The organism is Mesorhizobium sp. B2-9-1, assembly GCF_006439455.1.
GTDB lineage: Bacteria > Pseudomonadota > Alphaproteobacteria > Rhizobiales > Rhizobiaceae > Mesorhizobium.
On the sequence record NZ_VFTP01000012.1, the window covers coordinates 1 to 24,880 of the forward strand.

Sequence of the window (24,880 nt, forward strand, 5' to 3'; positions counted from 1 at the left end):
CCCCTACTCCCCTACTCCCCTAAACGTTCAGCAACAAATACTCCCGCTCCCACGGGCTGATCACTTCCATGAAGGTTTCGAACTCGGCCCGCTTGATCGCTGCGTAAGTGGCGGCGAAGGATGTGCCGAGGATAATGCCGAGCTCCTTGTCGGCCTCGAACAAATCGACCGCTTCCAGCAAGCTGCGCGGCAGGTCGATCTCGTCGGCATTGGCCGTGGTCAGAACCGGCGGTTCAGCTTTGATCTTTCTGGTCATGCCGATCAGCCCGCAGGCAAGCGACGCGGCAAGCGCCAGATAAGGGTTGGCGTCGGAAGACGGGATCCGGTTTTCGACGCGCCGCGCTGCTGGATCGGAGCGCGGCACGCGGAAGGCGGTGGTCCGGTTGTCGTAGCCCCATTTGTTGTTGACCGGAGCCGAGGCCTGCTGCGTCAGCCGGCGGTAGGAATTGACGTAGGGCGCGAACATCACCAGCGCGTTCGGCACGTGCTTCTGCATGCCGCCGATGAAATGGAAGAAGGCGTCCGTCTCGGAGCCGTCCTCGGCCGAGAAGATGTTCTTGCCGGTCTTCTTGTCGATGACCGACTGGTGGATATGCATGGCCGAGCCCGGCTGGCCCTGGATCGGCTTGGCCATGAAGGTGGCGTAGATCTCATGCTTCAGCGCCGCCTCGCGAATGGTGCGCTTGAACATGAAGACCTGGTCGGCAAGCTCGATCGGGTTGCCGTGTCGCAGATTGATCTCGAGCTGGCCGGCGCCTTCCTCATGGATCAGCGTGTCGATCTCCAGGCCCTGCCGTTCCGAGAAATGGTAGATGTCGTCGATCAGTTCGTCGAACTCGTTGACGCCGGCGATCGAATAGCCGGCGCCGCCGCCGATCGGCCGGCCCGAGCGCCCGACCGGCGGCGTCAGCGGATAGTCCGGGTCGGGGTTCTTGCGCACCAGATAGAATTCGATCTCGGGCGCCACCACCGGCTTCAGGCCGCGCTCGTCATAGGCGGCAAGCACGCGCTTCAGCACGTTGCGCGGCGTGAACTCGACCGAGCGGCCGTCCTGGTGGACGAGGTCGCAAATCACTGCTGCCGTCGGATCTTCTTCCCAGGGCACCGCCGTCAGCGTTGAAAGATCGGGCAAAAGCTTCAGGTCGCCATCGTCCTCGGGATAATGGAAGCCGTTGCCGTCCTCGGGATAGCCGCCCGAGATCGTCGTCATAAACACGGCCGAAGGCAGCGCCAACGAGGTGTTGGAGGTGAATTTCTTCGACGGCATCATCTTGCCGCGGGCGACGCCAGCCTGGTCGGGCGTGATGCACTCGATGTCCTCGATGCCGCGCCATTCGAGCCAGGCGCTGGCTTCCTTCCAGTTCTTCACGCCGCGTTCGTTTTTCAGGAATGCAGGCGTGCGGGCGCGTCCCCCCCGGCTTGACGGACGGACTTCCTTTTTTTCAGGCGGCATCATTCACCAGATTGTGTTGCGGATTTCGAACTATAGCCGGGCGCAACGGGGAAAGGGAAGGGGAGGCGCCGGGCGCACGTCCGTCTTCAGGCTGGCGGCAGGCCATAACAACGGCTAAACCGGCCGTTCATGAAGAACGGTGCCCGCATATGCCCGCCTCTCATCTTACCACGATAGGTTTCGATGCCGACGACACGCTGTGGCAGAACGAGCAGCTCTTCCGCATGACCGAACAGCGCTTCATCGCCATGCTTGCCGAGCACGGCGACGCAAGCCGGATTTCCGCGAACCTGCTTGAAGCCGCAAAGCGCAATCTCGGCGTCTATGGCTTCGGCATAAAGAGCTTCATGCTGTCGATGATCGAGACGGCGATCGAGGTTACCGAAAGCCGCGTTCCCGCCTCGACGATCGCGGAAATCCTGGCTGCCGGCCGCGACATGCTCAGCCACCCGATCGAGCCACTGCCGCACGCGCGTGAGACGATCGAGAAGCTGGCAGGCAGTTATCGCCTGGTGCTGATCACCAAGGGTGACCTCATGGATCAGGAGCGCAAGCTGGCGCAATCGGGACTGGGCGAGCTTTTCGACGCCGTCGAGATCGTCAGCGACAAGAGCGCCGCCACCTATGCCCGCATCTTCAGCCGCCATGGCGACGGACCGCAACGGAGCATGATGGTAGGCAACTCGTTGAAGTCGGACGTCATCCCGGCCATCGACGCCGGCGGCTGGGGCATCTATGTCCCGCACGATTTGACCTGGGCGGCCGAGCATGCCGAAGCGCCGGTCGCGGCGCCGCGTTTCCGGCAGATCGCCGACCTGAGCGAACTGCCGGCAATGATCGAAAGCATCGCCACGGCGGGCTGACGAAGCGTTGGGATGCACCAGGGCAGTTCAGCGCCGGCAGAAACCGCTGGCCCGCTCCAACGCGTTGTTTCACGCAATCGCGGGCGGAAAGCCGCTGCGCACTTTTCTTGGAATGCTCAGCCGCGCCCGACCAGGCGATCGACCACCGGTTGCAGTCGCTCGGGCGTGATCGGCTTGGCAACCACCGCGTCGACCACGCTTGACAGGCCGAGGCTTTCCGGTGTGCCGTTCTTGGTTGAAAGCAGGATCACCGCGGGCAGCGGCTTGCCGGAGGCGCGCCGCAGCGCGTCGATGGCCGATATCAGCCGATCGCAATCCATGTTGTCCGGTCCGCCGTCCAAAATGACGGCGCCGGGCAGTTGGCCGGTCAGTGTCTTCTCGGCGATCTCGGGCGGCTCCGAGATCGGCTTCAGTCCCGATTTCTCGACGATTTTCGACACCACAACCCGGTTGATTGACGATTTTCCGACGACGAGCACCTTTGAAAAGTCAGCCGTGATCGCGCCGGTCCGGTCTGCCGGTTTCGAATGTTTTTTGGGGTGGTCGGCTGGGTCGGCGGGACACATCGGCGGGAAGGCACTCTGGTTCAATGCAGGGTTGAAACCTGAGGCACAATTGAGTGAGATCACGGCCGCTGTCAAGCTGAAACGATCGACGTCGAAAATATAGCAAGAAATTCTGGAATTCAGCGCAAGTCGTACCTCTCGGCGACGAATGCAAATCAAAAAAATGCGATAGTCTTCCGAGCGTATAGCGCGCGGGAGACTATCGCCGAGACTGTTGACGTTACGTCAAGTGTGACTCTGCTGGGTAACGATCACCGGGATCAAAAGGTCTCCCCAGTTGCCGTCGCCGCCATGGTGTCTGGCCGAACGCACCAGCTCCACCGAGACGCCGGCCTCGACTGCCTTCATGACCGATTGGTTGAGCCTGTGCAGATCGTTGGCGAGCATGCGGATCGTTGCCTGCTGGTCGACGCTCATCGCGCTCGATTGCTCTTCTGCCCTCTCCTTGACGCGGCTTATCGATGCCATTGGTCTTCTCCTCGGTGTAGATGCCCTGCGGGCGTTGCCTCTGGTTGTTGTCCGTTACTCGGCCGCCGGCCTGAATTGGGCGTGCTCGGTCGATTCATGCATGGCGGTGGTCGAAGACTGGCCGCCGGTGATCGCCATCGACACGGCGTCGAAATAGCCGGTGCCGACCTCTCGCTGGTGCTTGGTCGCGGTATAGCCGCGGGCCTCGGCCGCGAACTCGGCCTCCTGCAGTTCCGAATAGGCGGCCATCTGACGGTCCTTGTAGCCGCGCGCCAGCTCGAACATGCCGAAGTTCAACTGGTGGAAGCCGGCGAGCGTGATGAACTGGAACTTGTAGCCCATCGCGCCGAGCTCCTTCTGGAACTTCGCGATCGTCGCGTCGTCGAGGTTCTTCTTCCAGTTGAAGGACGGCGAACAATTGTAGGCGAGCAGCTTGCCCGGATGGTGCCTGCGCACGCCCTCGGCGAATTTCCTGGCCTGCGCCAGATCCGGCTTCGAGGTCTCGCACCAGATCAGGTCGGCGTGCGGCGCATAGGCCACGGCGCGCGCGATGCAAGGCTCGATGCCGTTCCTGACATTGTAGAAGCCCTCGACCGTGCGGCCGGCGTCGTAGTCGACGAAAGGTCTGTCGCGCTCGTCGATATCGGAGGTCAAAAGCTTCGCCGCCTCTGCGTCGGTGCGCGCCACGACCAGCGTCGGCGTGCCCATCACGTCGGCTGCAAGGCGCGCCGCGTTGAGGTTGCGGATATGCGCCGCGGTCGGGATCAGAACCTTGCCGCCGAGATGGCCGCACTTCTTTTCCGACGCCAGCTGGTCCTCATAGTGGACGCCCGCGGCGCCGGCCTCGATGAAGGCCTTCATGATCTCGAAGGCGTTGAGCGGGCCGCCGAAGCCGGCTTCCGCGTCGGCCACGATCGGCGCGAACCAGGTCTCGACCGACAGCCCGTTGCTTTCGGATGTCTCGATCTGGTCGGCGCGCTGCAAGGTGCGATTGATGCGCTTGACCAGTTCCGGCGCCGCATTGGCCGGGTAAAGCGACTGGTCCGGATACATCGCCGAGGCGGTGTTGGCATCGGCCGCCACCTGCCAGCCCGAGAGATAGATCGCCTTCAGCCCGGCACGAACCTGCTGCATGGCCTGGTTGCCCGACATCGCGCCCAGCGCATTGACGAAATCCTCCTCGTGGATGAGCTTCCACAACCGGTTCGCACCCATCTCGGCCAGCGTCTGGCGAATCTGCACGGAGCCGCGCAACCGCTTCACATCCTCCGGCGAGTAGGGCCGCTCGATGCCGTCGAAACGGCCTTCCGGCGCGGAGGGGACGAGGTTGTAAAAATCGGTCATTGGTCACTCCGGATCATTTGGGAACTGCGTCAGCGCTGCATCGCAAAGGCATATTCTGCGACGTCTTGCGTATGACATCGTTTACATTGCAGCGCGAAAGGCACCTAGAAAAACCGCAAGATATCTCAGAAAATAAAGGAAAAGCTGTGTTGCCATTGACAAGTCAGCTCTGTAAATTTGTCACGATTGTAAAAGCGGCGAACGAGCGCCGGGCTTGATAGTCATGTAAATTCTTGTCAAGGATGGCAGAAATGGCCGACCAGAAGATCTTCGCCGGGCCGCGGCTGCGCCGGCTGCGCAACGCCAGGAGCCTGACCCAGACGGCGATGGCCGAGGGGCTGGGCATCTCGCCATCCTACCTCAACCTGATCGAGCGCAACCAGCGACCGCTGACGGTGCAGCTCATTCTGAAGCTGGCCTCCGTCTACAAGGTCGATCCGCATGAATTGCAGGGCGAGACAAAAGGCTCGATCGCGGCCTTGCGGGAGGCCTTCAGCGATCCGCTTCTTGCCGGCGAGCTGCCCGGCGATCAGGAACTGATCGACCTCGCCGAGACGGCACCGAATGCTTCGGCGGCGATGGTGAAACTCTTTCGCGCCTATCGCGAGCAGGCCGAGCGCCTGTCCGACCTCAACCAGCTTCTGGCGAAGGAGGGCAGGGCAACCGCGCTGTCCGGCGCCCGCCTGCCTGCCGACGAAGTCCACGAAGTGTTCGAGCGCCGGCCGAACCACTTCGCTTCGCTGGAGGAGGAGGCGGAGGCTTTCACATCGGTCCTCGACCCTGGTGACGATCTGTTCGGCGCGCTCAAAGCCTGGCTGAGGCGCGAGCACGGCATCGTCGTCAAGGTGCTGCCGGTCGCCACCATGCCCAACTGGCGCCGCCGCTACGATCGCCATTCGCAGCGTCTCTTCCTGTCCGAGCGGCTGTCGCCTTTCGACCAATTGCGCGAAGTCGCGATGGAGGCGAGCCTCATACGCATGTCGGTAGCCGTCGCGGCTGAGATCCAGGCGCTGAAGCTCGGTACCGACGAGGCTCGCCGGCTCGCTCGCTTCGAGCTCGGCCGCTATGCTGCGCATGCGCTGATGATGCCCTATCAGGCTTTCCATGCCGCCGCCGTTCGCGGTCGTTACGACATCGACGTCCTGCGTTCTCGCTTCGGCGTCTCTTTCGAGCACGCGGCCAATCGACTGACGATGCTGCAGCGGCCGGGCGCAGCGGGCGTGCCGTTCTTCATGCTGGAAGTCGACAACGCCGGCAACCGCTTCCGCAAGGCCGGCAGCCAGGGCTATCCGCAGAGCCGCTTCGGCGGCGGCTGCCCCAAGCTTCCCGTCCATGCGGCGTTCTCGCAGCCCGGCCAGATCCTCGTCGATGCGGTCGAGATGCCGGACGGCGCCGAATTCCTCTGCATTGCCCGCACGCTGGAAGGTCCGCAGGGCGCGTTCTCCGAACGGCCGCGCCGCACCGCGCTCCTGCTAGGCTGCGATATCGGCTTTCGCGACGATATCGTCTATGGCGCGGCGCTGCCGGCCGCAGCCGCAGGCAAGCCCGGTCAAGGCTTCGCCACGCCGGTAGGCCCCGCCTGCAGGCTTTGCGAGCGCGTCGGCTGCCTGGCGCGCGCCGAGCCGCCGGTGACGCGCCCGCTCGGCCTCGACGAGATGGTGACGGGCCTCAGCGCCTTCGATTTTCAAGGATGACATCGGCGGATGTGTCCCAAGTCTCGCCGGGTGCTGGATCACGCCGGGCCGGCGTCTTTGCGCTACGCGATTGAGGCATAATTCTTTCTGGGGCACAGTTCTGTCGTCTAAGACACAAGTCTTGTTGTCCTTGCTGCATCGAACGCAACCGCCGACAGTCATGTCCATGACCGATACCGCCTCGCCCCGCGCCGCCTTGCCTGCCGTGTCGCCTCGCGAGGAGCGGATCGGCATGCTCCTGGTCTTCCTTTCGGCGCTTATGTGGAGCTTCGGTGGCGCCATCGCCCGTTTCATCCATGTCGGCGACAGCTGGATCGTGGTGTTTTGGCGTTCGTTGTGGGCCGTGGCCTTTCTGCTCGCCTTCATGCTGTGGCGCGACGGCTGGCGCGGCACCCTGAAGCTCTTTCGGCACATGGGACTGCCCGGCCTTGGCGTCGCCTTCTGCTTCGCCACCGCCTCGACCAGCTTCGTGGTGGCGCTTGCCTACACCACGGTCGCCAACATCCTCCTGATGCAGGCCGGCGTGCCGCTGCTTGCGGCGCTCCTTGCCTGGCTGCTGTTTCGCGAACGGGTCGCCCCGGCCACCTGGATCGCGATCGCCGCCGTCATCGCCGGCGTCGCCATCATGGTTTCCGAATCCCTGGGCGGCGCCGTCTCGCCGATCGGCGACGGCCTGGCGCTGCTGATCGCGGTGATGTTTTCGCTCGCGACCGTGATCACCCGGCGCTTTGCTCATGTGCGCATGGTGCCGGCCACCTGTCTCGGCGCGCTGCTCGCCGGTGCGTTCGCCGCTTCCCAGGCCTCGGCATTCGCGGTATCGGGGCGCGACATGGGCTTCCTCTTCGCCTTCGGCGTCATCAACCTCGGCGTCGGCCTCGCCTTTTTCGCCATGGGCGCGCGGCTGGTGCCGGCGGCGATCGCGGCGCTGCTCGGCACCTTCGAGCCGATCCTTGGGCCGATCTGGGTCTGGCTTGTCCATTCCGAAGTGCCGTCGGTGCGCACCATCATCGGCGGCGCGGTCGTCGTCACGGCACTGCTCGTCCATATCGGTCTGGAGTTTAAGCGACAGGCGCGGCCTGCACGTCCCGGCGTAACCGGCCTGCCGTCGCCAAATTGACGTTAATGCATGTCGCCCAAGAGTGCGCAGCGGTTTTGGGAGAACGACATGCATCAAAACAAAGACTTAAAGCGCTTCGCCTGAATCCCTTTCAGCGTGACGCGCTTTAGGCAGCCTCCCCCATTGACAACCCAGTTGCCGGGCGGGCAGGCTGCGATCACGGCAACAACAATACAGGCGTATCTTGCCAAGTGACTCCGCCGGCCTGCTCGGGACCGGACTGCATCGTCATAGCTCTGCTTACGCCACGGTGAATGCCGTTGACGCCGCCCGGGTGCCTCACCGGGGAGGTTGGAATGCCTCGAACCTCGATGCCTTGATCGACCCTGGCGTGGGCAGTTCACGCTTGTCGCTCTCTGGAAAGCTCAATAGTCTGAAACGAACGCCGCGCCGCCATATCGCGACGAGCCGGCGAGGGAACACTCACCAAAGGAGAACACCATGATCCGCAAAGCGCTTTGGCTTTCGGCGACGTCGGCATTTCTGACGCTTTTCACAACAAGCGGCCATGCCGAAGACCGCGTCGTCAACGTCTACAATTGGTCGGACTATATCGACAGCTCGATCATCGACGACTTCACCAAGAAGACCGGCATCAAGGTCGTCTACGACACCTTCGATTCCAACGAGATACTGGAGACGAAACTGCTTGCCGGCGGCAGCGGTTATGACGTCGTCGTGCCGAGCGCCAATTTCCTGGCGCGCCAGATCCAGGCGGGCGTGTTCCAGAAGCTCGACAAGTCGAAGCTGCCCAACATCTCCAACATGTGGGACGTCATCTCCGAGCGCACCGCCAAATACGATCCGGGCAACGAATATTCGGTCAACTATATGTGGGGCACGGTCGGCCTCGGCTATAATGTCAAGAAGGTTGAGGCCGCGCTCGGCACCGACAAGATCGACAGCTGGGACGTGTTCTTCAATCCGGACAAGCTGGCCAAGCTGAAGGATTGCGGCGTCTACGTGCTGGACTCTCCCGCCGACATCATTCCGGCGGCGCTGAAATATCTCGGACTCGACCCCAACAGCACCTCGCCCGATGACATTTCAAAGGCCGAGGAAGCGTTGCTGAAGGTCCGGCCCTATATCCGCAAGTTCCATTCGTCCGAATACATCAACGCTTTGGCCAACGGCGACATCTGCCTGGCGATCGGCTGGTCGGGCGACGTCTTCCAGGCGCGCAACCGCGCCGAGGAAGCCAAGCAGGGCGTCGAGATCGGCTATTCGGTGCCTAAGGAAGGCGCCCAGATGTGGTTCGACCAGATGGCGATCCCCGCGGACGCGCCGCATGTCGCCGAAGCGCTCGAGTTCATCAACTACATGATGACGCCCGAAGTCATCGCCAAATCGTCGAACTACGTGCTCTACGCCAACGGCAACAAGGCTTCGCAGCAATTCATCGACAAGGCGATCCTGGAAGATCCTTCGGTCTATCCGGACGAAGAGACGACGAAGAAGCTGTACACGGTTGCGCCATACGATCCCAAGACACAGCGCGTCATCACGCGCACCTGGACCAAGATCGTCACCGGCCAATAAGCATTGAGACGCGACCCCGGCAGCCAACTGCCGGGGTCGCTTTCTTTTGGGGAATTTTAAAAAGTAACGGAGTGGGGACCATGAAATCGCTTGGCAGCATCCGCAGGGATTTCTCGCCTTGGAATGATCCGAACGCCAAGCCGTATATCCAGTTCGACAAGGTGACCAAGAAGTTCGGCGACTTCACCGCCGTCAACAACCTGTCGCTGACCATCTTCGAGCGCGAATTCTTCGCCCTGCTCGGCGCTTCGGGCTGCGGCAAGTCGACCCTGCTCAGGATGCTCGCCGGCTTCGAGGAGCCGTCGGCGGGCCGCATCCTCCTCGACGGACAGGATTTGCGCGGCATCCCGCCCTACAAGCGGCCGGTCAACATGATGTTCCAGTCCTACGCGCTGTTCCCGCATATGACGGTGGAAAAAAACATCGCCTTCGGCCTCAAGCAGGAAGGCATGCCTGGACCCGACGTCGAAAAGCGCGTGGCCGAGATGCTGAAGCTCGTCAAGCTCGAGCAGTTCGCCAAGCGCAAGCCGCACCAGCTCTCGGGCGGCCAGCGCCAGCGCGTGGCGCTTGCCCGCTCGGTCGCCAAGCGCCCGAAGGTTCTGCTCCTCGACGAGCCGCTCGGCGCTTTGGACAAGAAGCTGCGCGAGGAAACGCAGTTCGAGCTGATGGACCTGCAGCAGGAGCTCGGCCTCACCTTCGTCGTCGTCACCCACGACCAGGAGGAGGCCATGACCATGGCCGACCGCATCGCCATCATGGACAAGGGCGAGGTGATGCAGGTCGCGACACCTGCCGAGATCTACGAGGCGCCGGCCTCGCGCTTCGTTGCGCATTTCGTGGGCAATGTGAACATGTTCGAAGGCAAGGTTGCCGAACATATGACAAGCACCACGCGCATCACCGGCGCGACAGGAGCGCAGATCGTCGTCGACAATGGCAGCAACGCCGCTGCCGGCTCCGACATCATCTTCGCGATCCGGCCGGAGAAGATCAAGGTCTCCTCGAAAAAGCCGGCCGATGCCGTCAACGCGCTCGAAGGCGAGGTCTACGACGTCGCCTATCTCGGCGACATGACCGTCTATCATATCAAGCTTGACGACGGCCAGATCGTGCGGGCAAGCGCGTTGAACGCTTCGCGCATCACCGAGGATCCGCTCACCTGGAACGATCGCGCCTGGGTCTCCTTCCGGCCCGATGCCGGCGTCGTGTTGACCAGGTAGGAGGCTGAGATGACGGATATCGCAGCGACCGCCGCCCCATCGACCGAAACCGCAACACTGCCGGCGAGGCTGGCAACAGGCTTCGTCAACCGCCTCGTCATCATCGTCCCTTATCTTTGGCTGCTGTTCTTCTTCCTTGTTCCCTTCATCATCGTGTTCAAGATCTCGCTGTCGCAAACGGCGATCTCGATGCCCCCCTATACGCCGGTGCTCGGCTTCAAGGACGGCGTTTCGGGATTTTTCGCCGGCGTCCGCGACCTCAACTTCGATAACTATACCTGGCTCACCCAGGACGCGCTCTATTTCAACGCCTATGTGACGAGCCTGGTCATCGCGGGAATCTCGACGATACTCACCCTGATCGTCGGCTATCCGATCGCCTATGGCATGGCGCGGGCGCCGGCCACGATCCGCCCGACCTTGCTGATGCTGGTGATCCTGCCCTTCTGGACCTCGTTCCTGATCCGCGTCTATGCCTGGATCGGCATCCTGAAACCCGAGGGCCTGCTCAATCAGGTTCTGCTCGCCACCGGCCTGATCAGCCAGCCGCTGGTGATCCTCAACACCTATACCGCTATCTTCATCGGCATCGTCTATTCCTACCTGCCCTTCATGGTGCTGCCGCTCTATTCCTCGCTGGAGAAGATGGACTATTCGCTGATCGAGGCCGCGCAGGACCTCGGCTGTCCGCCGACCGGCGCCTTCTGGAAGATCACCTTCCCGCTGTCGCTGCCAGGCGTCGTCGCCGGCTGCCTGCTGGTGTTCATCCCGGCCGTCGGCGAGTTCGTCATCCCCGACCTTCTCGGCGGCTCGCAGACGCTGATGATCGGCAAGACGCTCTGGAACGAGTTCTTCTCAAACCGCGACTGGCCGGTCTCATCGGCGGTGGCCGTCATCCTGCTCCTAGTGCTGACCATTCCGATCATGTTCTTCCAGCAGGCTCAGGCCAAGGCACAGGAGCAGGGCAGATGAACTCGACCTGGAGCCGCTTCAACATCACCTCGATCGTGCTGGGCTTTGCCTTTCTCTATTTGCCGATCGTGCTTCTGATCGTCTTCTCCTTCAACGAATCCAAGCTCGTCACCGTCTGGGGCGGCTTTTCGACCAAATGGTACGTGTCGCTGTTCCACAATCAGGGCCTGATGGATGCCACCTGGGTGACGGCGCGCGTCGGCGTCATCTCCGCAACCGTCGCGACCGTGCTCGGCACGCTCGCCGCCATCACGCTGACGCGCTACACGCGCTTCAAGGGACGTGTGCTCTTCTCGGGCATGGTCTTCGCGCCGCTGGTCATGCCGGAAGTCATAACGGGCCTCTCGCTGCTCTTGCTCTTCGTCGCCGTCGGGCTCGACCGCGGTTTCGTCACGGTGACGCTCGCCCACATCACCTTCACCATGTGCTTCGTCGCCGTCGTCGTGCAGTCGCGGCTGGTCACGTTCGACCGTTCGCTGGAGGAGGCGGCGATGGATCTCGGCGCGCCGCCGGTGAAGACCTTCTTCCAGATCACCTTGCCGGTCATCCTGCCGGCGATCATCTCCGGCTGGATGCTGGCGTTCACGCTCTCGCTGGACGATCTGGTCATCGCGAGCTTCACCTCGGGTCCCGGCGCCACCACGCTGCCGATGAAGATCTACAGCCAGGTGCGCCTCGGCGTGACGCCCGAGATCAACGCCGCCTGCACCATCCTGATCGCGGTGGTGGCGGTCGGCGTCATCATCGCCTCGATCGCCAACAAGCGGCGCGAGATCCAGCGCCAGCTCGACGAGCGGGCCGCGCAGCGCGGTTGAGCGTGACCAGAAGCGGGGACGCTTTGCGTCCCTCGCATTTACTGGCCTGAAACGCCGGGAGCGATCGGCGATATGAACGGCGCGCTCCAGTTGCCGCCGACGAAAAACAGCGGCTGGCTCGGCGGCGCGGAAGCCGGGCTGGCCGCCTGACTGTTGGCCTGCTGCGGCTGCTGCGCCGGCTGTCCGTTGGGCACCACTCCGCCCGAGAGCGCCAGCCCGCGTCCGACATAGGAGGCGATGCCGGACAGCCAGATCTTGTATTTCTGCGAATTGATCTCGGCCTTGTCCAGGCGCGCCACGCCCTTCGAAATGCTTGCCTTGATCTCGGCGCCGTCGATCGGCAGCGATCCATTGGCGACGTCGTCGAGCGCGAAGAAGCCGCCCTGCTGGTTGCGCTTGAGGAAGGCCGGCAGGTCGAGCCCGTTGATAGTGCCCGGACCCAACGTCGCCGAGAACGATCCGTCGGCATTCTCGAAGATGGAATTCCAGGCCTTGCCCGGTCCCTTGAGGATGACCGATACGGTCCCGGTGCTGGCCGGCACCAGCCGCGTCATTCCCGCCGCCGTGGCAAAGGCGCCCGTATCTACGTCCGATGCCAGGAGCCGCATCTCGACCTGCGTGCCTTCCGGCTTGCGGTCGAAGCGCAGGCTGCTCTGGATGTTGCCGTTGAAGGCCGAAGCGTCGGATATGTCGAAGACGGCAAGACCGTTCTTGACCTGCGCGGTTGCCGCGACGTCGGAGAGCTGGACCGGCCCCGCCATGGCATGCGCCGCCGACAGCCTGAGGTCGAGATTGATGCGGTCGGCGAAACTGGTGTCGACATCGCCGGGGCCGGCCTCGCCGGTCGGCGCGACAGGCGTGAAAGCCGACAGGAAAGATCTGAGATCCAGCGTGTCGAAGGCGAGCGTGCCGGCAATCACCGGGTTCCCCTCGGCGAAGGAGAAATCCAGCGCGCCCATGCCCGGGTTGTTGTTGAGCGTGACCGTGGTGTTCTCGAATTTCGCGCGCCCTGCCGAGGCGTTCACCTTGCTGGCGATCGAGACCGCGCCGATCGCAGCACCCGGCGCGATCCCTGCCTGCGACCACTCCAGCACGCGCCGCAGCGACGGGGCGGCAAACTTCGCCTGGCCGTCCAGATAGGCATTGTCCGACATCGAGGCCGTGCCGTCGAAGGAGAATGTCGCGGGAGCCGCCTTGAAGGAAAAGGTGACGGGTGCCGCCCCTCCGCCAAACAGCACCAGCGGTTTCGCCGAGGAGAAATCGAGCTGCATGCTTTCGCCGCGCCAGATTCCGCTCGCGGTCAGCGACGCCTCGCTGTTCATCGCTTCCCAGTTCACCTGACCGCTCAGGCTGCTCAGGATTTCGATGTCCTTGCCGTCAACCGAAGTCACCACGCGACCATCGCGGAATTCGACGGTGCCGAACGGATCGGACGGCAATTTGCCGAGATCCGGCTTCTGCGGGTTGGCGGTGACCACGCCGCGCGCGGTGTCGATCGAGCGCGTGATGCGCCCGCCGGTCGGAAGCGGCGGCAGATAGAAGCCGCTGGCGGTGCGCTGCACCCTGATAGTCGGGCGCACCAGCCTGGCGGTCGAGAAGGCGACGTTGCCCTGCAAGGCCGCCATGGCGGAGAGATCGACTTCCACGCGATCGGCCTCGACCACCGGCGGCGCTTCGGTCTCGGTCCATTGCGACAGCGTCACGTCGCTGAGGATGGCCCGGAATTTCGGCCACACCTCGATGCGCGGCGACCCGTCGATCGTGACCCTGAAGCCGCTCCAGGCGCTCAATTCCCAGGCGATGCGGTCGCGCACAATGCGCGTCGAGGCAATGAGCGGCAGCGCCGCGACCGCAAGCGCGATGACGAGCACGGCAACGCCGATCGCCCACACCCCGCGCCGGATCAGAGATGATGGCATTTCGCCCCGTATGCTTTCGTTGCCGACAAAATCGCCCGACGGGTGTAACCGAGCGCCGACGCTTTTCAAGTCTTTATGGCCTTGCGATGGCATTTGCACAGCGGCCGCCATGGGTCGCCCGAACAAAATCTTGCTCTGCTGCGCCGCAATATGCATAAGCGGTCTGCACGATCCCGATCCGCAATCGCACGCCGTTTCTGGGACGATGGCATATGCGACGTTGGGCTTAACTGGCTCGAACGCGACGCTTTGGGAGGAGCGATCATGGCCGCCGACACACCTTTGTGGACCCCGACGCAGGAGCGGATCGACGCAGCGCCGATGACCGCGTTCATGAAGGCCGCGGAGACAAAGGCTGCGCGTTCTTTCTCCGGCTATGCCGAACTGCATCGCTGGTCGATCGACAACCGCGAAGCCTTCTGGGATCTGGTCTGGGATTTCTGCGCGCTTGTCGGCGACAAGGGCGAGCGGCGCCTCGTCGACGGCGAGCGGATGCCCGGCGCCAGCTTCTTCCCGGATGCCAGGCTGAATTTCGCCGAGAACCTTTTGCAGAAGACCGGCGGCGGCCCGGCCATCGTCTTTCGCGGCGAGGATAAGGTCGAGCGGCGGCTCTCCTGGAACGAGCTCCACGCGCTGACCTCGCGCCTGCAGCAGCTCTTCCTGTCGCTCGGCGTCAAGGCCGGCGACCGCATCGCCGCCATGATGCCGAATATGCCCGAAACCATCGCCGCGATGCTGGCGGCAAGCTCGATCGGCGCGGTCTGGTCGTCATGCTCTCCCGATTTCGGCGAGCAGGGCGTGCTCGACCGCTTCGGCCAGATCGAGCCGGTCGTCTTCATCGCGCCGGACGGCTATTGGTACAACGGCAAGGCGATCGAGGTGGCCGACAAGATCCGCGCTGTCGCGGACAAGCTGGCAAGCCTGGGCAAGGTGCTGATCGTCAACTATCTCGGCACCTCGAGCGACGTTGCCGCCACCATCGGCAATGCAGCCGCGCTCGAAGACGCGCTCTCGCCCTTTGCCGCAAAGCCCGTGAGCTTCGAGCGGCTGCCCTTCGCGCATCCGCTCTACATCCTTTTTTCCTCGGGCACGACCGGCATTCCGAAATGCATCGTGCATTCGGCCGGCGGCACGCTGATCCAGCACGTCAAGGAGCACCGGCTGCATGCCGGCCTGCTCGACGGCGATCGCCTGTTCTATTTCACCACCTGCGGCTGGATGATGTGGAACTGGCTGGTCTCGGGCCTCGCCTCCGGCGCGACGCTGCTGCTTTATGACGGCTCGCCTTTCTACCCCGACGGCAACGCGCTGTTCGATTTCGCCGATGCCGAGAAGATGACCTATTTCGGCACCTCGGCCAAATTCATCGATTCGGTTCGCAAGGCCGGCCTGAAGCCGATCGCGAGCCACGATCTGTCGAGCGTGCGCACCATCTCCTCCACCGGCTCGCCGCTGTCGCCGGAGGATTTCCGCTTCGTCTATGACGGCATCAAGAAGGACGTGCATCTGGCCTCGATCTCGGGCGGCACCGACATCGTCTCCTGCTTCGTGCTCGGCGTGCCGACCGAGCCGGTCTGGACCGGCGAGATCCAGGGCCCCGGCCTAGGCCTGGCGGTCGACGTCTGGGACGACGACGGCAAGCCTGTCCGGCAGGAGAAGGGCGAGCTTGTCTGCACCAAGGCCTTCCCGTCGATGCCGATCGGCTTCTGGAACGACCCCGAAGGCATGAAATATCACGCCGCCTATTTCGAGCGCTTCGATAATGTCTGGTGCCATGGCGACTTCGCCGAATGGACGGAACATGGCGGCATGATCATCCACGGCCGCTCCGATGCCACGCTCAATCCGGGCGGCGTGAGGATCGGCACGGCCGAGATCTACAACCAGGTCGAGCAGATGCCGGAAATCCTCGAGGCGCTCTGCATTGGCCAGGATTTCGACAATGATGTCCGTGTCGTGCTGTTCGTGCGGCTCGCCCCCGGCGTGACCCTGGACGAGGATCTGGAAAAGCGCATTCGCGCCAGGATCCGCGCCGGCGCCAGCCCGCGCCACGTGCCGGCCAGGATCGTCGCCGTCGCCGACATCCCGCGCACCAAGTCCGGCAAGATCACCGAGCTCGCCGTGCGCGACGTGGTCCACGGCCGCGCCGTGAAGAACAAGGAAGCGCTCGCCAATCCCGAGGCGCTGGAGCTGTTCCGCGACCTGCCGCAGCTAGCAAGCTGACCGATGTGGTTAACGAAATCTGTCCGGCGAATTTACCTAGATTTCACGGGTGGTACACATTCGTAAATTTTTTCGCGGCCCGGTAAGGACTTGTTAAGAGACGACGCTGATAGTCGCGTGTAACTTGAGGGAGAAATCCCGTTCCTCGTCCCCTGAGGTTCAGCTCAAGCCCCCGTTGTGACAGCATCCCATTTCTCAAGGCGTCCTCTTGGACGCCTTTTTCTTTGGCCGCCGCCGTCGCGTGCAATGTTATTCGGCGAGCACGCGCGTCGAGGGGAAGCCGACTTCGACCAGCGTTCCTTCTCCTGGCGTCGAGGTGATGGCGAAACGGGCGCGGTTGGCCTCAACCATAGCCTTGGTGAGGGGCAGGCCGAGGCCGGTGCCGTCGCCGCGTCCGCGTTTCAACGCATTAATCTGCTTGAACGGCTTCAGCGCCTGCTCGATCTCCGCCTGGGTCATGCCGATGCCGGTGTCGCGCACGCGCATGACGACATCGCCCGAGGCCTCGTAGGCGGTCGAGACGATCACCTGGCCGCCGGCCTGGGTGTAGCGAATGGCGTTGGACAGGATGTTGAGGGCGATCTGGCGCACGCTTCTCAGATCCGCCACCACTTCCGGCAGCCGCGAGGCAAAGCTGGATCGGATGATGACCCGTTCGCGATTGGCCTGCGGCTGCATCATCGCCACCGTCTCGGCCAGCGTGTCGTTGAGCGACACCGCCTCGTAATCCATCTCCTGCTGGCCTGCCTCGATCTTGGAGATGTCGAGCAGGTCGTTGACGAGATCGAGCACATGGTTGCCCGAGCGGTTGATGTCGCGCAGGTAGTCGCGATAGCGGTCGTTGGTGATCGGACCGAATTTCTCGTCTACCATCAGCTCGGAAAAGCCGATGATGGCATTGAGCGGGGTGCGGATCTCGTGGCTGATGCGGGCCAGGAAATCGGTCTTCTGCGAGGAGGCGCGCTCGGCAACCGCGCGTGCCTGCGTCAGGTCTTCCTCGGCCCGCTTCCATTGCGTGATGTCGCGCACGACGGCGCAGAAGCCGCTGTCGTTGGGCAGCCTGCCGATGGTCATGAACAGCGGGATGAAACGCCCCTGCGCCTCGCGGCCGATGACCTCGCGCCCGTCATTGAGCACGCTCGCGACACCCGGCTCCGAAAGGCCGGCCAGATAGTCGCGCGCCGCGCGCTGGCTTTCTATGGCAAACAGCGAGGCAAAGGGCTTGCCCGCGACCTCGTCGCTGTCGAAACCGAACAGCGCTTCGGCCGGCCGGCTGATCGAGCGGATGTTGCCGTCACGGCCGATCAGCACGACGCCGTCGGTAGCGGTATCGATGATGGTGCGCATCTCCGCAATGCGCGATTTCAGTTCCGGCACGTCCGGCTGCAGTGCCGGCTCGTCATTCGCGGCGGTGAAATGCGCCGCATCGTCCTCGCCGGAGCGCCGCACCACCAGCATCAGCGCCTTGCCGCCGCGCCACGGCACCGAGCGCAGCAGCGCGTCGATCGGGAATTCCAGGCCCTGGCGGGCCCTGAGCTTCAGCGAGTGGTCGCTTTCGTCCGTAGCGGCGTCCTCGGCGTAAGGGTCGGCGAAGAGCGCGCCCAAGCCGCCTGCATCCGCGAGGTCGTCCAGCGCATCATAGCCGGTGAGTTCGAGGAAGGCGTCATTGGCATAATGCAGCATGTCGCCCGAATGGATGAGCAGCGGCACAGGCAGCCTGGCCAGGATGGACGTGTCGGGGGCCTTGGCTTCCTCTCCGGTCGAAAACGCGGACGGCACAAAACCGGAAAGTTTAAGCGGCGGCACGTCGAGGCGTCGCCGCGCCGCGGCCGTCGCGTCCGGTTCTTCCGGCTGTTCTTCCGCGGCCTTGGCGGCATCTGCATCCGAGCCTGCCCAATCCTCATTGTCCTGCGCATCGCGGAAGTCGTCGGCGGTCATGCTGTCGTGGGCCGTGGCATCGGAGGCGGGTTGCCCGGCCGCGACAGGCTGCGCCGCAGGCTCTTCGACGGGCCGCTGCGGCTTCGCGGCAGCAGGTTCGGCGTCCTCCCGGGCGCCCTCTGCTTGCTCGTTCTGGGAAACCGGCGCGATGCCGGCATCCTCCGTGGGTTTCTTGCCATCGGCAAAGTTGAGCAGCGAGCCGGAACCGGCCGAGGTCTCGGCCTGGCCGGCGTCGTCTATCTCGGCGGCGCCATCGATGCCGTCGAGCCGCGCCAGGTCTTCCTGGTCTTCCGCCTCGGTCTCCGCTTCCGCGGCCTTCGCGTCGTCGGCTTCCGAGGGCGTGGACAAGCTCGCGTCCTGGGCGGAACCGTCGTGCTCCGCCGCGTCGGGTGGAAGCGGCTGGTTTGCGTCGGCCCTTGTTTCGCTGGCCGCTTCCTTCGCCGTTGCCGCGTCCTCGCTGGCAACAGCGGCATCGGGCTGCTTGTCGGCTTCGGGGGCGCGTTCCTCGGCAGGGGCGGAACTGTCTTTGCGCAGCCGCTCGCCGATCTCGCGGAAGGCGCTGCGCTCGAGGATCGACAGCCCCTTTTGATTTGCCGGCGTGTCGCTTCCCGGTTGCTTGTCGTTGGCCGGCTGGCGATGCTCGGCCAGCCTTATCACCTTGTCGGCAAAGCGCCGCTCCGGCTTCGGCACTATGGTCAGCGCCGGCACTTCGCCCCGGAAGGGGTCTTCAGGCTTTGGCTTTTCCGGCGGCGTATGCTCTGCCGGCTGCTCGCCCGACGCGTCGGCTCCGGCGGAGGTGGCCTCAGCGGGGGCGGCGTTCGGCACCAGAGCCATGCCAAGCGCTTCGGGATCGACCACAGCGTCGCCGCTGCGCGCGACGCCAAAGCCGCGAAAACCCTCGAAGGCGCGGCTGCGGCCATAGACGGGCAGCGCCGCCAGATCGACGGGGATCTTCAGACCCGTTCCGGCCACCGGCCACAGCACCGAGCGGCCGGACCAGGTATCGCGCCGGTCGAGCAGGCCAGCGATCTCGCCCGAGGCGTCGAGACCGAAAGTGGCGGCGACATCCTTGAAGCGGCGGCCGATCACATCGGCGGCAGGCTGGCCGACGATGTCGGCGAATTCGGGCGACAGCGCGCTGAACCGACCTTCGGCGTCGGTGCGCCAGACGAAGCGCAGCGGTGGCGCCGAGCGGTCGATGTCGCGGGGCGAGGTCGACTGGACCGATTTGGCGGTTTCGTCTCCGGCTGCTTCGGCGCCATGCTGTCCTTGGCCTTCGGCTGCGACGGCACCTTCCGGCTCGCCCTTCGTCGGCGCTGTCGGTTGAGCATGCCCGGCGCCATCGTCGCCGGCATTGAAGTACCAATGGTCGTGCTGGCCGGCGCCGGCGGTGTCGGCCTGATGGTCAGTCCGGGTAGGCCGCTGGCCGGCCAAGGTCCGGCTCTCCGCGTCGGGCCGTGCGTCGCCGTCGGGAGCCTCTGGCGCCGGCTCGTCCTCTTTGCCAGCCGCCACGGTAGGCACTGGGTTGTCCTGGACAGGCTGAGACTCGGGCTCGATTGCAGCACTTTCACCTTGGGGCGGGGCGCTAACCGCCTCTGGCGCGGCAGTTCCCTGATCGCCGGTCCGATCGCCTTGGTCGGCGGCCGGCCGATCGTCCTGGCCGCTATCGGAGTCGTCGAGCTGCGCCTCGTCGATCACCACCAGCAGATGGCGCGTATCGGTGAGCCGCGCAAAACCGGCCGGGTAGGCGGTGTCGGTGCCCGGCACGAGGCGTTTGACGATGCGGTCGCCGCTGCTTGCCACATCCGCAACCAGGGCAGCCAACGTCCGCGGCTCGATGCCCAGCGCCGCAAAGCCGTCCGAGGCTGCCTCGACCTCGCCTTGCGCGTCGACAAAGGCAATGAAATGCCCGGCCTCGGTAAAGCCGCCGATGGCGCGGCTGGCGATCTCGCCGGCGCTGCGCGAAGTGGTCTGCGCCGCCGGCACCGCCAGCATGATTGCCGCCTCGCCGTCCGGCATCGTCACTGCGCTGGCCAGAAAGCCGACGGCGCGGCTTTCCATGCCGGTGGCCAGCCTCACCGTGACGGCGCGGTCGCTGCCGATGTCGGGAAAACCGCTGGTCGCCATGATCTGCCGGCGGGCGATCAGCGGCAGCCGCGCCGAGGCGCCGATGATGGCCTCGATATCCGGATAGCCGAAGGCCGACGCCCCCGGACCGTTCGCCCAGATCACCTGTTCGAGGTCGACCGACAAAATGGCCAAAGCATCGCCCGCGGCAAAGCGCTGGCGCACCGCGTCGAGCACGGCAACGTCGAGGAAGGAGTAGTTTTCAGGCGGCATGCGCTGGCCAACCCTCCGGAGCGGGCATTTTTCAGTTAACGCTTTGTTAATAAAAGCCCGCGGCCCGGAGGTCCACAAGCCTAAGCTTGCATCCGTCGAAATCTCTGGGCTCTTGGTTAACGGCTCTCGTGGCTGACGCTGGGGAAAGATTTTATGGTGCGGTGCAGCAAAGATATTGCAACGCACAAAAAGATCCTTTATATTGCCATCATACATGAACGAGACGGCTTTCTGTCAAAGCCGCTGCCCCGAAAGGTTGGAAAATGTCCAAGACCACTGCCAAGCCCTCCGAGACCATCGAAAACGTCGAATTCCCGAGCTTTGATGCTTCCAAGGCCACCGACCAGATCCGCGCTTTCGCCGAGAAGGGCGTCGAGCAGTCGAAGGAAGCCTATGCCAAGCTGAAGACCGGCGCCGAGGAGACCCAGAAGGTTCTGGAGTCGACCTACGAGACCGCCAAGACCGTTTCCAGCGACGTTTCGCTGAAGGCCATCGCCGCGCTGCGCGCCAACGCCGAGGCAAGCTTCTCGCACCTCGAAGCCCTGGTCGGCGCCAAGACCCTTTCGGAAGTCGTCGAGCTGCAGACCTCCTTCCTGCGCAAGCGCGTCGAAATGGCCGTCGAGCAGGCCAAGGAGTTCCAGACCGTTGCCACCAAGGCGGTCGAGGACGTCTCCAAGCCGGTCAAGAGCGCCTTCGAGAAGGCGATGAAGGACGTCAAGGCCGCCTGATTTCAGCGCACAACCCTGCGATGCATCAAAACGTCGCATTTCGTCAGACAAATAGTCGTGCGATAGGTTAGCAACCAGATACCCGGAAATGGAACCTCCTCCCTCCGTTTCCGGGGTGACCAGCCAGCACCTCCTCCCGCTGGCTCGTAACAGGAAAAGGCCGGCACCTCCTCCCGCCGGCCTTTTCTTTTGCCTTGACGACAGGCGGATGAGGAAACCAATCGTTTACCTTATCAAAGCCCTTGAATTAGAATCCGATAGCCCGTATTTGACGCATCGCCGAACGACAGAGCGGATCACGGAGAATGAAGCTTTCACCTCGATCCAGCTCAGGCAGGCAGGCCGTTGTAGCTCAGCTGGTTAGAGCGCCGGATTGTGGATCCGGAGGTCGCTGGTTCGATCCCAGCCAACGGTACCATCACTCTCGATGATCTGAACGTGCACCTTGAACCCTTCCATTCCTTCGGCTCCGCGGACCATGGGCAAGATCTCTTGTCCCATGGGCGGGATGTCTTATCCCACGGACAAGGTGTCTTGCCGGTCGAGGCCGACTCGGGTCGAATGGGGCATGCATCCTTGCAGGGGTGCGGACGTTCATGGCTACCAACCGGCTTTGCCGCTAGGGAAAAAGCAGTATGAGTGAACATGCGATCGAGTTCTTGCGCGGATGGATTGGCGAGAAAGTCCAATGCCAGGATTTGCCGATCAAGATCGACAAGCAAGCCGAGACCCTCGCCAGGGAGTGCTGCGCCAAGGCTGCCGAGGCAGGCATTCTGCTCGAGGACATCCAGGAAGAGGTCGGCGACATCCAGGAACTGATCGCCTCGCGCCTCGAGGAGGCCGCCGAAGAGGGCACCAGCGAAGTCAAGCCGGACAAACCGGAATAAACACCCGCCTGCCACAGGCCGGCGGCGCCGTTTCTCAGCCGAACTTTTCCTTCAGCCATTCCTTCGGCAGCGCCGGCACGAAATTGCCGTCGCGCCCCGTCATATCCGCATTGGCGACCAATGCGTTGAGGATCGCTTCCTCCACGCCTTGCACGACCGCGTCGAAGAACGGGTCGATGTCGACGTCCGGGATGAATTCCGCGCGGGCGATGCGGCCTGAAGGCGCCAGCGCGGCCTCGGCATTGGCGGTAGAGAAGGCGAGAAAAATGTCGCCAGAACTGTGATAGCCATAGCCGCCGGTCATGGCGATGCCGAGCGGCACGCGCCGGGCGAGCCGCTTCATCTGATGCGGCAGGAACGGCGCATCGGTGGCGACGACGGCGATGATCGAGCCCTTTTCGGCGCGGGGCGTGCCCTCGCGGATGGCCGGCTGGGCCAATTCTGGGCCGACACGCCGGCCGCGAATGGTGAAATTGTGCCTCTTGCCGAAATTCGCCTGCACGAACACGCCGAGAATGTAGCGCCTGTCCTGCCATGCGACGACGCGCGAGGCGGTGCCGGACCCGGCCTTGAAGCCGAAGGTGATCATGCCGGTGCCGCCGCCGACGCTGCCTTCCTCGATGGCCCCATTGCTGGCGCTGTCGAGTGCCGCGGCCACATGGTCGACGCTCACATGATGGCCGTTGATATCGTTGAGGAAGCCGTCATAGGTCTCGGCCGCCACCGGCAGGCCCCAGCCGCTGTCGAGCGCGGCCGGCAACACCTTGTGCATCCAGCGCAAGGTGGCATCGCGGGTCACGCCGCAGGAATGCGTGTTGGTGATGGTGACCGGGAAATTGAAGGCGCCGGTTTCCTCGATGATATGTGTTCCGGTCAGCTCGCCATTACCGTTCTGGCTGAACACGCCGGCGAACACCGGCGTCGCGAGTTCCTGAGCCGGCCTGGGCAGGATCGCGGTCACGCCGGTGCGCACAGGACCGTTGCCGACCTGCAGCGGGCCGTCGCCTGAAATGAGCGTCGTGTAACCCACCGACACGCCCGGCACGTCGGTGATGGCGTTGAAGCCGCCCGGCGTGCCGTCGAGCGCGATACCGAAGGAGCGCAGGCGCGGCTTGCCCGATGGGGTGCGAAGATGCGGGTCGTGGTCGCTCATGGAAACCTCAGAACAACGAACCTTGACTGCCCGGCTCCTTGGCCTTGGCGGGCGACTTCGCGGCCAGCTTCGGTCGCGCGCCGCCGGAGGTTGCGATGGCATCGGCATTGCCGTCGGCGAATTCCAGCTGCAGCGCCGCGCCCGGCGCCAGCTCCGCGACCCGCTTGATGACGGCGCCTTCGGCGTCCTTGACCAGCGCGAAGCCACGCGCCAGCACGGCTTTGTGCGACAATGTCGAAAGCAGCCGGTCCGCCTGGGTAAGAGCCGCGCGCAGCCGGTCGAGGCGCCGCGCCGTGGCCTGATCCTGCCTGCGCGACAGCGCGGCCAGCGTGTCGGCCTGTTGCTTCTGGCGCCGTACGATCGGCGCCGGCGACAGCCTTGCCGCCGTGCGTTTGAAGCGCGCGCGCCTTTCGCGCACGATGGCGAAGAACGCGGCTCGCGCCCGGGCAATATCGCGACCAGTCAGCGTGCGCGCTTCATTGAGGCGCCGCGACAGAGTTGCCGGCGTCAGCCTTTGCCGCTCCAGCGTCGCCCGCTTGCGCTCGATATTCACCGTCAGCCCGCGGCCGAGGCGGCTGGTCGCATCGTCGAAACGGCGGCGCGGCAGCGCCAGCAACTGGTCGGGCGAGGGGAGCGCGCGCGCCGCCGCGCGCACTGCCTGGCGCTTGCGCTCCAGATGCCGCGAGGCGCAGGCGTTGAGGCGCGCGCCAAGGCTGGCCAGGGTAACCTCCAGGTCCGCCCTGACCGGCACGGCGATCTCGGCCGCGCCCGTCGGTGTCGGCGCGCGCATGTCGGCAACAAAATCGATCAGAGTCGTATCGGTCTCGTGCCCGACGGCCGAGATCACCGGGATGACGGACGCCGCAACGGCACGCGCCAGCCCTTCGTCGTTGAAGCCCCAGAGGTCCTCGAGGCTGCCGCCGCCGCGTGCCACGATCAGAACGTCGGGCCGGCGGATGGCGTCGGCTGCGGTCAACGCGTTGAAGCCGTTGACGGCCGCGGTCACTTCCCGGGCCGTCGTCTCGCCCTGGACCCTCACCGGCCAGACCAGCACATGGAGCGGAAACCGGTCCTTGATGCGGTGGATGATGTCGCGGATCACCGAGCCGGTCGGCGAGGTGACGACGCCGATGACTTTGGGCATGAAAGGCAGCCGCCGCTTGCGGCCGGCATCGAACAGGCCTTCGGCCTGCAGCCGGCGCTTGCGCTCTTCGAGCAGCGCCATCAGCGCGCCGGCGCCCGCCGGCTCCAGATTGTCGATGACGATCTGATAGTTGGATTTGCCGGGGTAGGTGGTCAGCTTGCCACTGGCGATCACCTCCATGCCTTCCTCGGGGCGGAACTTCAGCCGCGCCATGGTAGTTTTCCAGACCACCGCATCAATCCGCGCGCGGTCGTCCTTCAACGCGAAGTACGCGTGGCCGGACGAATGCGGGCCGCGATAGCCGGAAATCTCGCCACGCACCCGCACATTGCCGAAGGCGTCCTCGACAGTGCGCTTCAGCGCGCCGGAAATCTCGCTCACCGTATATTCGGTGGCGTTGCTGCGTGATTCGGTTGCTGTTTCACTCATTGCGCGATTGGGGAACGCTTATCGGCCCGCGTCAAGCGCGGAGAAACCGCGCTAATATTATAACGCGA

Annotated in this window: 18 protein-coding genes and 1 tRNA gene; 11 read left to right on the top strand and 8 right to left on the bottom strand. The window is 64.1% G+C overall.

Annotated features, from left to right (window positions below):
• Window positions 1–19: 19 nt before the first annotated feature.
• Entirely contained in the window at window positions 20–1,453 is a 1,434-nt protein-coding gene (locus tag FJW05_RS19600) for a glutamine synthetase family protein (RefSeq protein ID WP_140634970.1), read from the bottom strand.
• 149 nt (window positions 1,454–1,602) lie between these two features.
• Here FJW05_RS19600 and FJW05_RS19605 point away from each other — a divergent pair, with 149 nt between their 5' ends.
• The gene (locus tag FJW05_RS19605) at window positions 1,603–2,316 is read left to right on the top strand and encodes an HAD family hydrolase (protein ID WP_140634972.1); all 714 of its coding nucleotides are present in this window, start codon (window positions 1,603–1,605) and stop codon (window positions 2,314–2,316) included.
• Between the two features lie 116 nt (window positions 2,317–2,432).
• On the opposite strand, the gene FJW05_RS19610 is transcribed toward FJW05_RS19605, so the two are convergent.
• From FJW05_RS19610 to aceA, 3 genes are all read right to left on the bottom strand, one after another.
• Window positions 2,433–2,816, bottom strand: a complete 384-nt coding sequence (locus tag FJW05_RS19610; RefSeq protein WP_140543484.1) for a response regulator — start codon at window positions 2,814–2,816, stop codon at window positions 2,433–2,435.
• A gap of 291 nt (window positions 2,817–3,107) precedes the next feature.
• Window positions 3,108–3,350, bottom strand: coding sequence for a hypothetical protein (locus FJW05_RS19615; protein ID WP_027168360.1), 243 nt, complete (start codon window positions 3,348–3,350; stop codon window positions 3,108–3,110).
• Between the two features lie 54 nt (window positions 3,351–3,404).
• Entirely contained in the window at window positions 3,405–4,694 is a 1,290-nt protein-coding gene (gene aceA, locus FJW05_RS19620) for an isocitrate lyase (RefSeq protein WP_140543476.1), read from the bottom strand.
• Between the two features lie 251 nt (window positions 4,695–4,945).
• On the opposite strand from aceA, the gene FJW05_RS19625 reads away from it, so the two are divergent.
• The 6 genes from FJW05_RS19625 (at window position 4,946) to FJW05_RS19650 (ending at window position 12,051) form a co-directional block, all read left to right on the top strand.
• Window positions 4,946–6,388, top strand: coding sequence for an XRE family transcriptional regulator (locus FJW05_RS19625; protein ID WP_140634974.1), 1,443 nt, complete (start codon window positions 4,946–4,948; stop codon window positions 6,386–6,388).
• Between the two features lie 166 nt (window positions 6,389–6,554).
• Window positions 6,555–7,505 carry a DMT family transporter gene (locus FJW05_RS19630; RefSeq protein ID WP_140635139.1) on the top strand — a complete coding sequence of 317 codons (951 nt, stop codon included), beginning with the start codon at window positions 6,555–6,557 and terminating at the stop codon, window positions 7,503–7,505.
• 441 nt (window positions 7,506–7,946) lie between these two features.
• The gene (locus tag FJW05_RS19635; RefSeq protein ID WP_140634976.1) at window positions 7,947–9,044 is read left to right on the top strand and encodes a polyamine ABC transporter substrate-binding protein; all 1,098 of its coding nucleotides are present in this window, start codon (window positions 7,947–7,949) and stop codon (window positions 9,042–9,044) included.
• 80 nt (window positions 9,045–9,124) lie between these two features.
• Window positions 9,125–10,264, top strand: a complete 1,140-nt coding sequence (locus tag FJW05_RS19640) for an ABC transporter ATP-binding protein (protein WP_140634978.1) — start codon at window positions 9,125–9,127, stop codon at window positions 10,262–10,264.
• Window positions 10,265–10,273: 9 nt separating this feature from the next.
• A complete protein-coding gene (locus tag FJW05_RS19645) occupies window positions 10,274–11,236 on the top strand; it encodes an ABC transporter permease subunit (protein ID WP_140634980.1) in 963 nt (320 codons plus the stop codon).
• Window positions 11,233–12,051, top strand: coding sequence for an ABC transporter permease subunit (locus FJW05_RS19650; RefSeq protein WP_140634982.1), 819 nt, complete (start codon window positions 11,233–11,235; stop codon window positions 12,049–12,051). Before FJW05_RS19645 ends, FJW05_RS19650 begins: the two co-directional genes overlap by 4 nt.
• A 38-nt stretch (window positions 12,052–12,089) precedes the next feature.
• Here the strand turns inward: FJW05_RS19650 and FJW05_RS19655 are convergent, their stop codons facing one another.
• Complete coding sequence (locus FJW05_RS19655) at window positions 12,090–13,970, bottom strand: AsmA family protein (protein WP_140634984.1); 1,881 nt, start codon at window positions 13,968–13,970, stop codon at window positions 12,090–12,092.
• Window positions 13,971–14,234: 264 nt separating this feature from the next.
• Between FJW05_RS19655 and FJW05_RS19660 the strand changes: the two genes are divergently transcribed.
• Window positions 14,235–16,193: an acetoacetate--CoA ligase gene (locus tag FJW05_RS19660; protein ID WP_140634986.1), complete on the top strand. Its 1,959-nt coding sequence runs from the start codon at window positions 14,235–14,237 to the stop codon at window positions 16,191–16,193.
• Window positions 16,194–16,442: 249 nt separating this feature from the next.
• Here FJW05_RS19660 and FJW05_RS19665 read toward each other — a convergent pair whose 3' ends face one another.
• Window positions 16,443–20,471, bottom strand: a complete 4,029-nt coding sequence (locus FJW05_RS19665; protein WP_140634988.1) for a PAS domain S-box protein — start codon at window positions 20,469–20,471, stop codon at window positions 16,443–16,445.
• A 263-nt stretch (window positions 20,472–20,734) separates the two neighbouring features.
• On the opposite strand from FJW05_RS19665, the gene FJW05_RS19670 reads away from it, so the two are divergent.
• The 3 genes from FJW05_RS19670 (at window position 20,735) to FJW05_RS19680 (ending at window position 22,086) form a co-directional block, all read left to right on the top strand.
• Window positions 20,735–21,199: a phasin gene (locus FJW05_RS19670; RefSeq protein WP_140634990.1), complete on the top strand. Its 465-nt coding sequence runs from the start codon at window positions 20,735–20,737 to the stop codon at window positions 21,197–21,199.
• Between the two features lie 341 nt (window positions 21,200–21,540).
• A tRNA-His gene (locus FJW05_RS19675) sits at window positions 21,541–21,617 on the top strand.
• A 217-nt stretch (window positions 21,618–21,834) separates the two neighbouring features.
• Window positions 21,835–22,086 (top strand): DUF768 domain-containing protein, encoded by a 252-nt coding sequence (locus FJW05_RS19680; RefSeq protein WP_140543456.1) that lies wholly within the window; start codon window positions 21,835–21,837, stop codon window positions 22,084–22,086.
• 34 nt (window positions 22,087–22,120) lie between these two features.
• Here the strand turns inward: FJW05_RS19680 and FJW05_RS19685 are convergent, their stop codons facing one another.
• Window positions 22,121–23,239: a P1 family peptidase gene (locus FJW05_RS19685; protein WP_140634992.1), complete on the bottom strand. Its 1,119-nt coding sequence runs from the start codon at window positions 23,237–23,239 to the stop codon at window positions 22,121–22,123.
• 7 nt (window positions 23,240–23,246) lie between these two features.
• Window positions 23,247–24,812: an exodeoxyribonuclease VII large subunit gene (xseA, locus tag FJW05_RS19690; protein ID WP_140634994.1), complete on the bottom strand. Its 1,566-nt coding sequence runs from the start codon at window positions 24,810–24,812 to the stop codon at window positions 23,247–23,249.
• Window positions 24,813–24,880: the final 68 nt, after the last annotated feature.

Excerpts from the sequence above, each read along its gene's own strand:
- FJW05_RS19600 (WP_140634970.1), bottom strand. The coding sequence starts at position 1,453 with ATGCCGCCTGAAAAAAAGGAAGTCCGTCCGTCAAGCCGGGGGGGACGC.
- FJW05_RS19635 (WP_140634976.1), top strand. The coding sequence starts at position 7,947 with ATGATCCGCAAAGCGCTTTGGCTTTCGGCGACGTCGGCATTTCTGACG.
- FJW05_RS19670 (WP_140634990.1), top strand. The coding sequence starts at position 20,735 with ATGTCCAAGACCACTGCCAAGCCCTCCGAGACCATCGAAAACGTCGAA.
- FJW05_RS19645 (WP_140634980.1), top strand. The coding sequence starts at position 10,274 with ATGACGGATATCGCAGCGACCGCCGCCCCATCGACCGAAACCGCAACA.
- FJW05_RS19660 (WP_140634986.1), top strand. The coding sequence starts at position 14,235 with ATGGCCGCCGACACACCTTTGTGGACCCCGACGCAGGAGCGGATCGAC.
- FJW05_RS19655 (WP_140634984.1), bottom strand. The coding sequence starts at position 13,970 with ATGCCATCATCTCTGATCCGGCGCGGGGTGTGGGCGATCGGCGTTGCC.
- FJW05_RS19605 (WP_140634972.1), top strand. The coding sequence starts at position 1,603 with ATGCCCGCCTCTCATCTTACCACGATAGGTTTCGATGCCGACGACACG.
- FJW05_RS19650 (WP_140634982.1), top strand. The coding sequence starts at position 11,233 with ATGAACTCGACCTGGAGCCGCTTCAACATCACCTCGATCGTGCTGGGC.
- FJW05_RS19630 (WP_140635139.1), top strand. The coding sequence starts at position 6,555 with ATGACCGATACCGCCTCGCCCCGCGCCGCCTTGCCTGCCGTGTCGCCT.
- aceA (WP_140543476.1), bottom strand. The coding sequence starts at position 4,694 with ATGACCGATTTTTACAACCTCGTCCCCTCCGCGCCGGAAGGCCGTTTC.
- FJW05_RS19615 (WP_027168360.1), bottom strand. The coding sequence starts at position 3,350 with ATGGCATCGATAAGCCGCGTCAAGGAGAGGGCAGAAGAGCAATCGAGC.
- FJW05_RS19680 (WP_140543456.1), top strand. The coding sequence starts at position 21,835 with ATGAGTGAACATGCGATCGAGTTCTTGCGCGGATGGATTGGCGAGAAA.
- FJW05_RS19665 (WP_140634988.1), bottom strand. The coding sequence starts at position 20,471 with ATGCCGCCTGAAAACTACTCCTTCCTCGACGTTGCCGTGCTCGACGCG.
- FJW05_RS19685 (WP_140634992.1), bottom strand. The coding sequence starts at position 23,239 with ATGAGCGACCACGACCCGCATCTTCGCACCCCATCGGGCAAGCCGCGC.
- FJW05_RS19640 (WP_140634978.1), top strand. The coding sequence starts at position 9,125 with ATGAAATCGCTTGGCAGCATCCGCAGGGATTTCTCGCCTTGGAATGAT.
- FJW05_RS19625 (WP_140634974.1), top strand. The coding sequence starts at position 4,946 with ATGGCCGACCAGAAGATCTTCGCCGGGCCGCGGCTGCGCCGGCTGCGC.
- xseA (WP_140634994.1), bottom strand. The coding sequence starts at position 24,812 with ATGAGTGAAACAGCAACCGAATCACGCAGCAACGCCACCGAATATACG.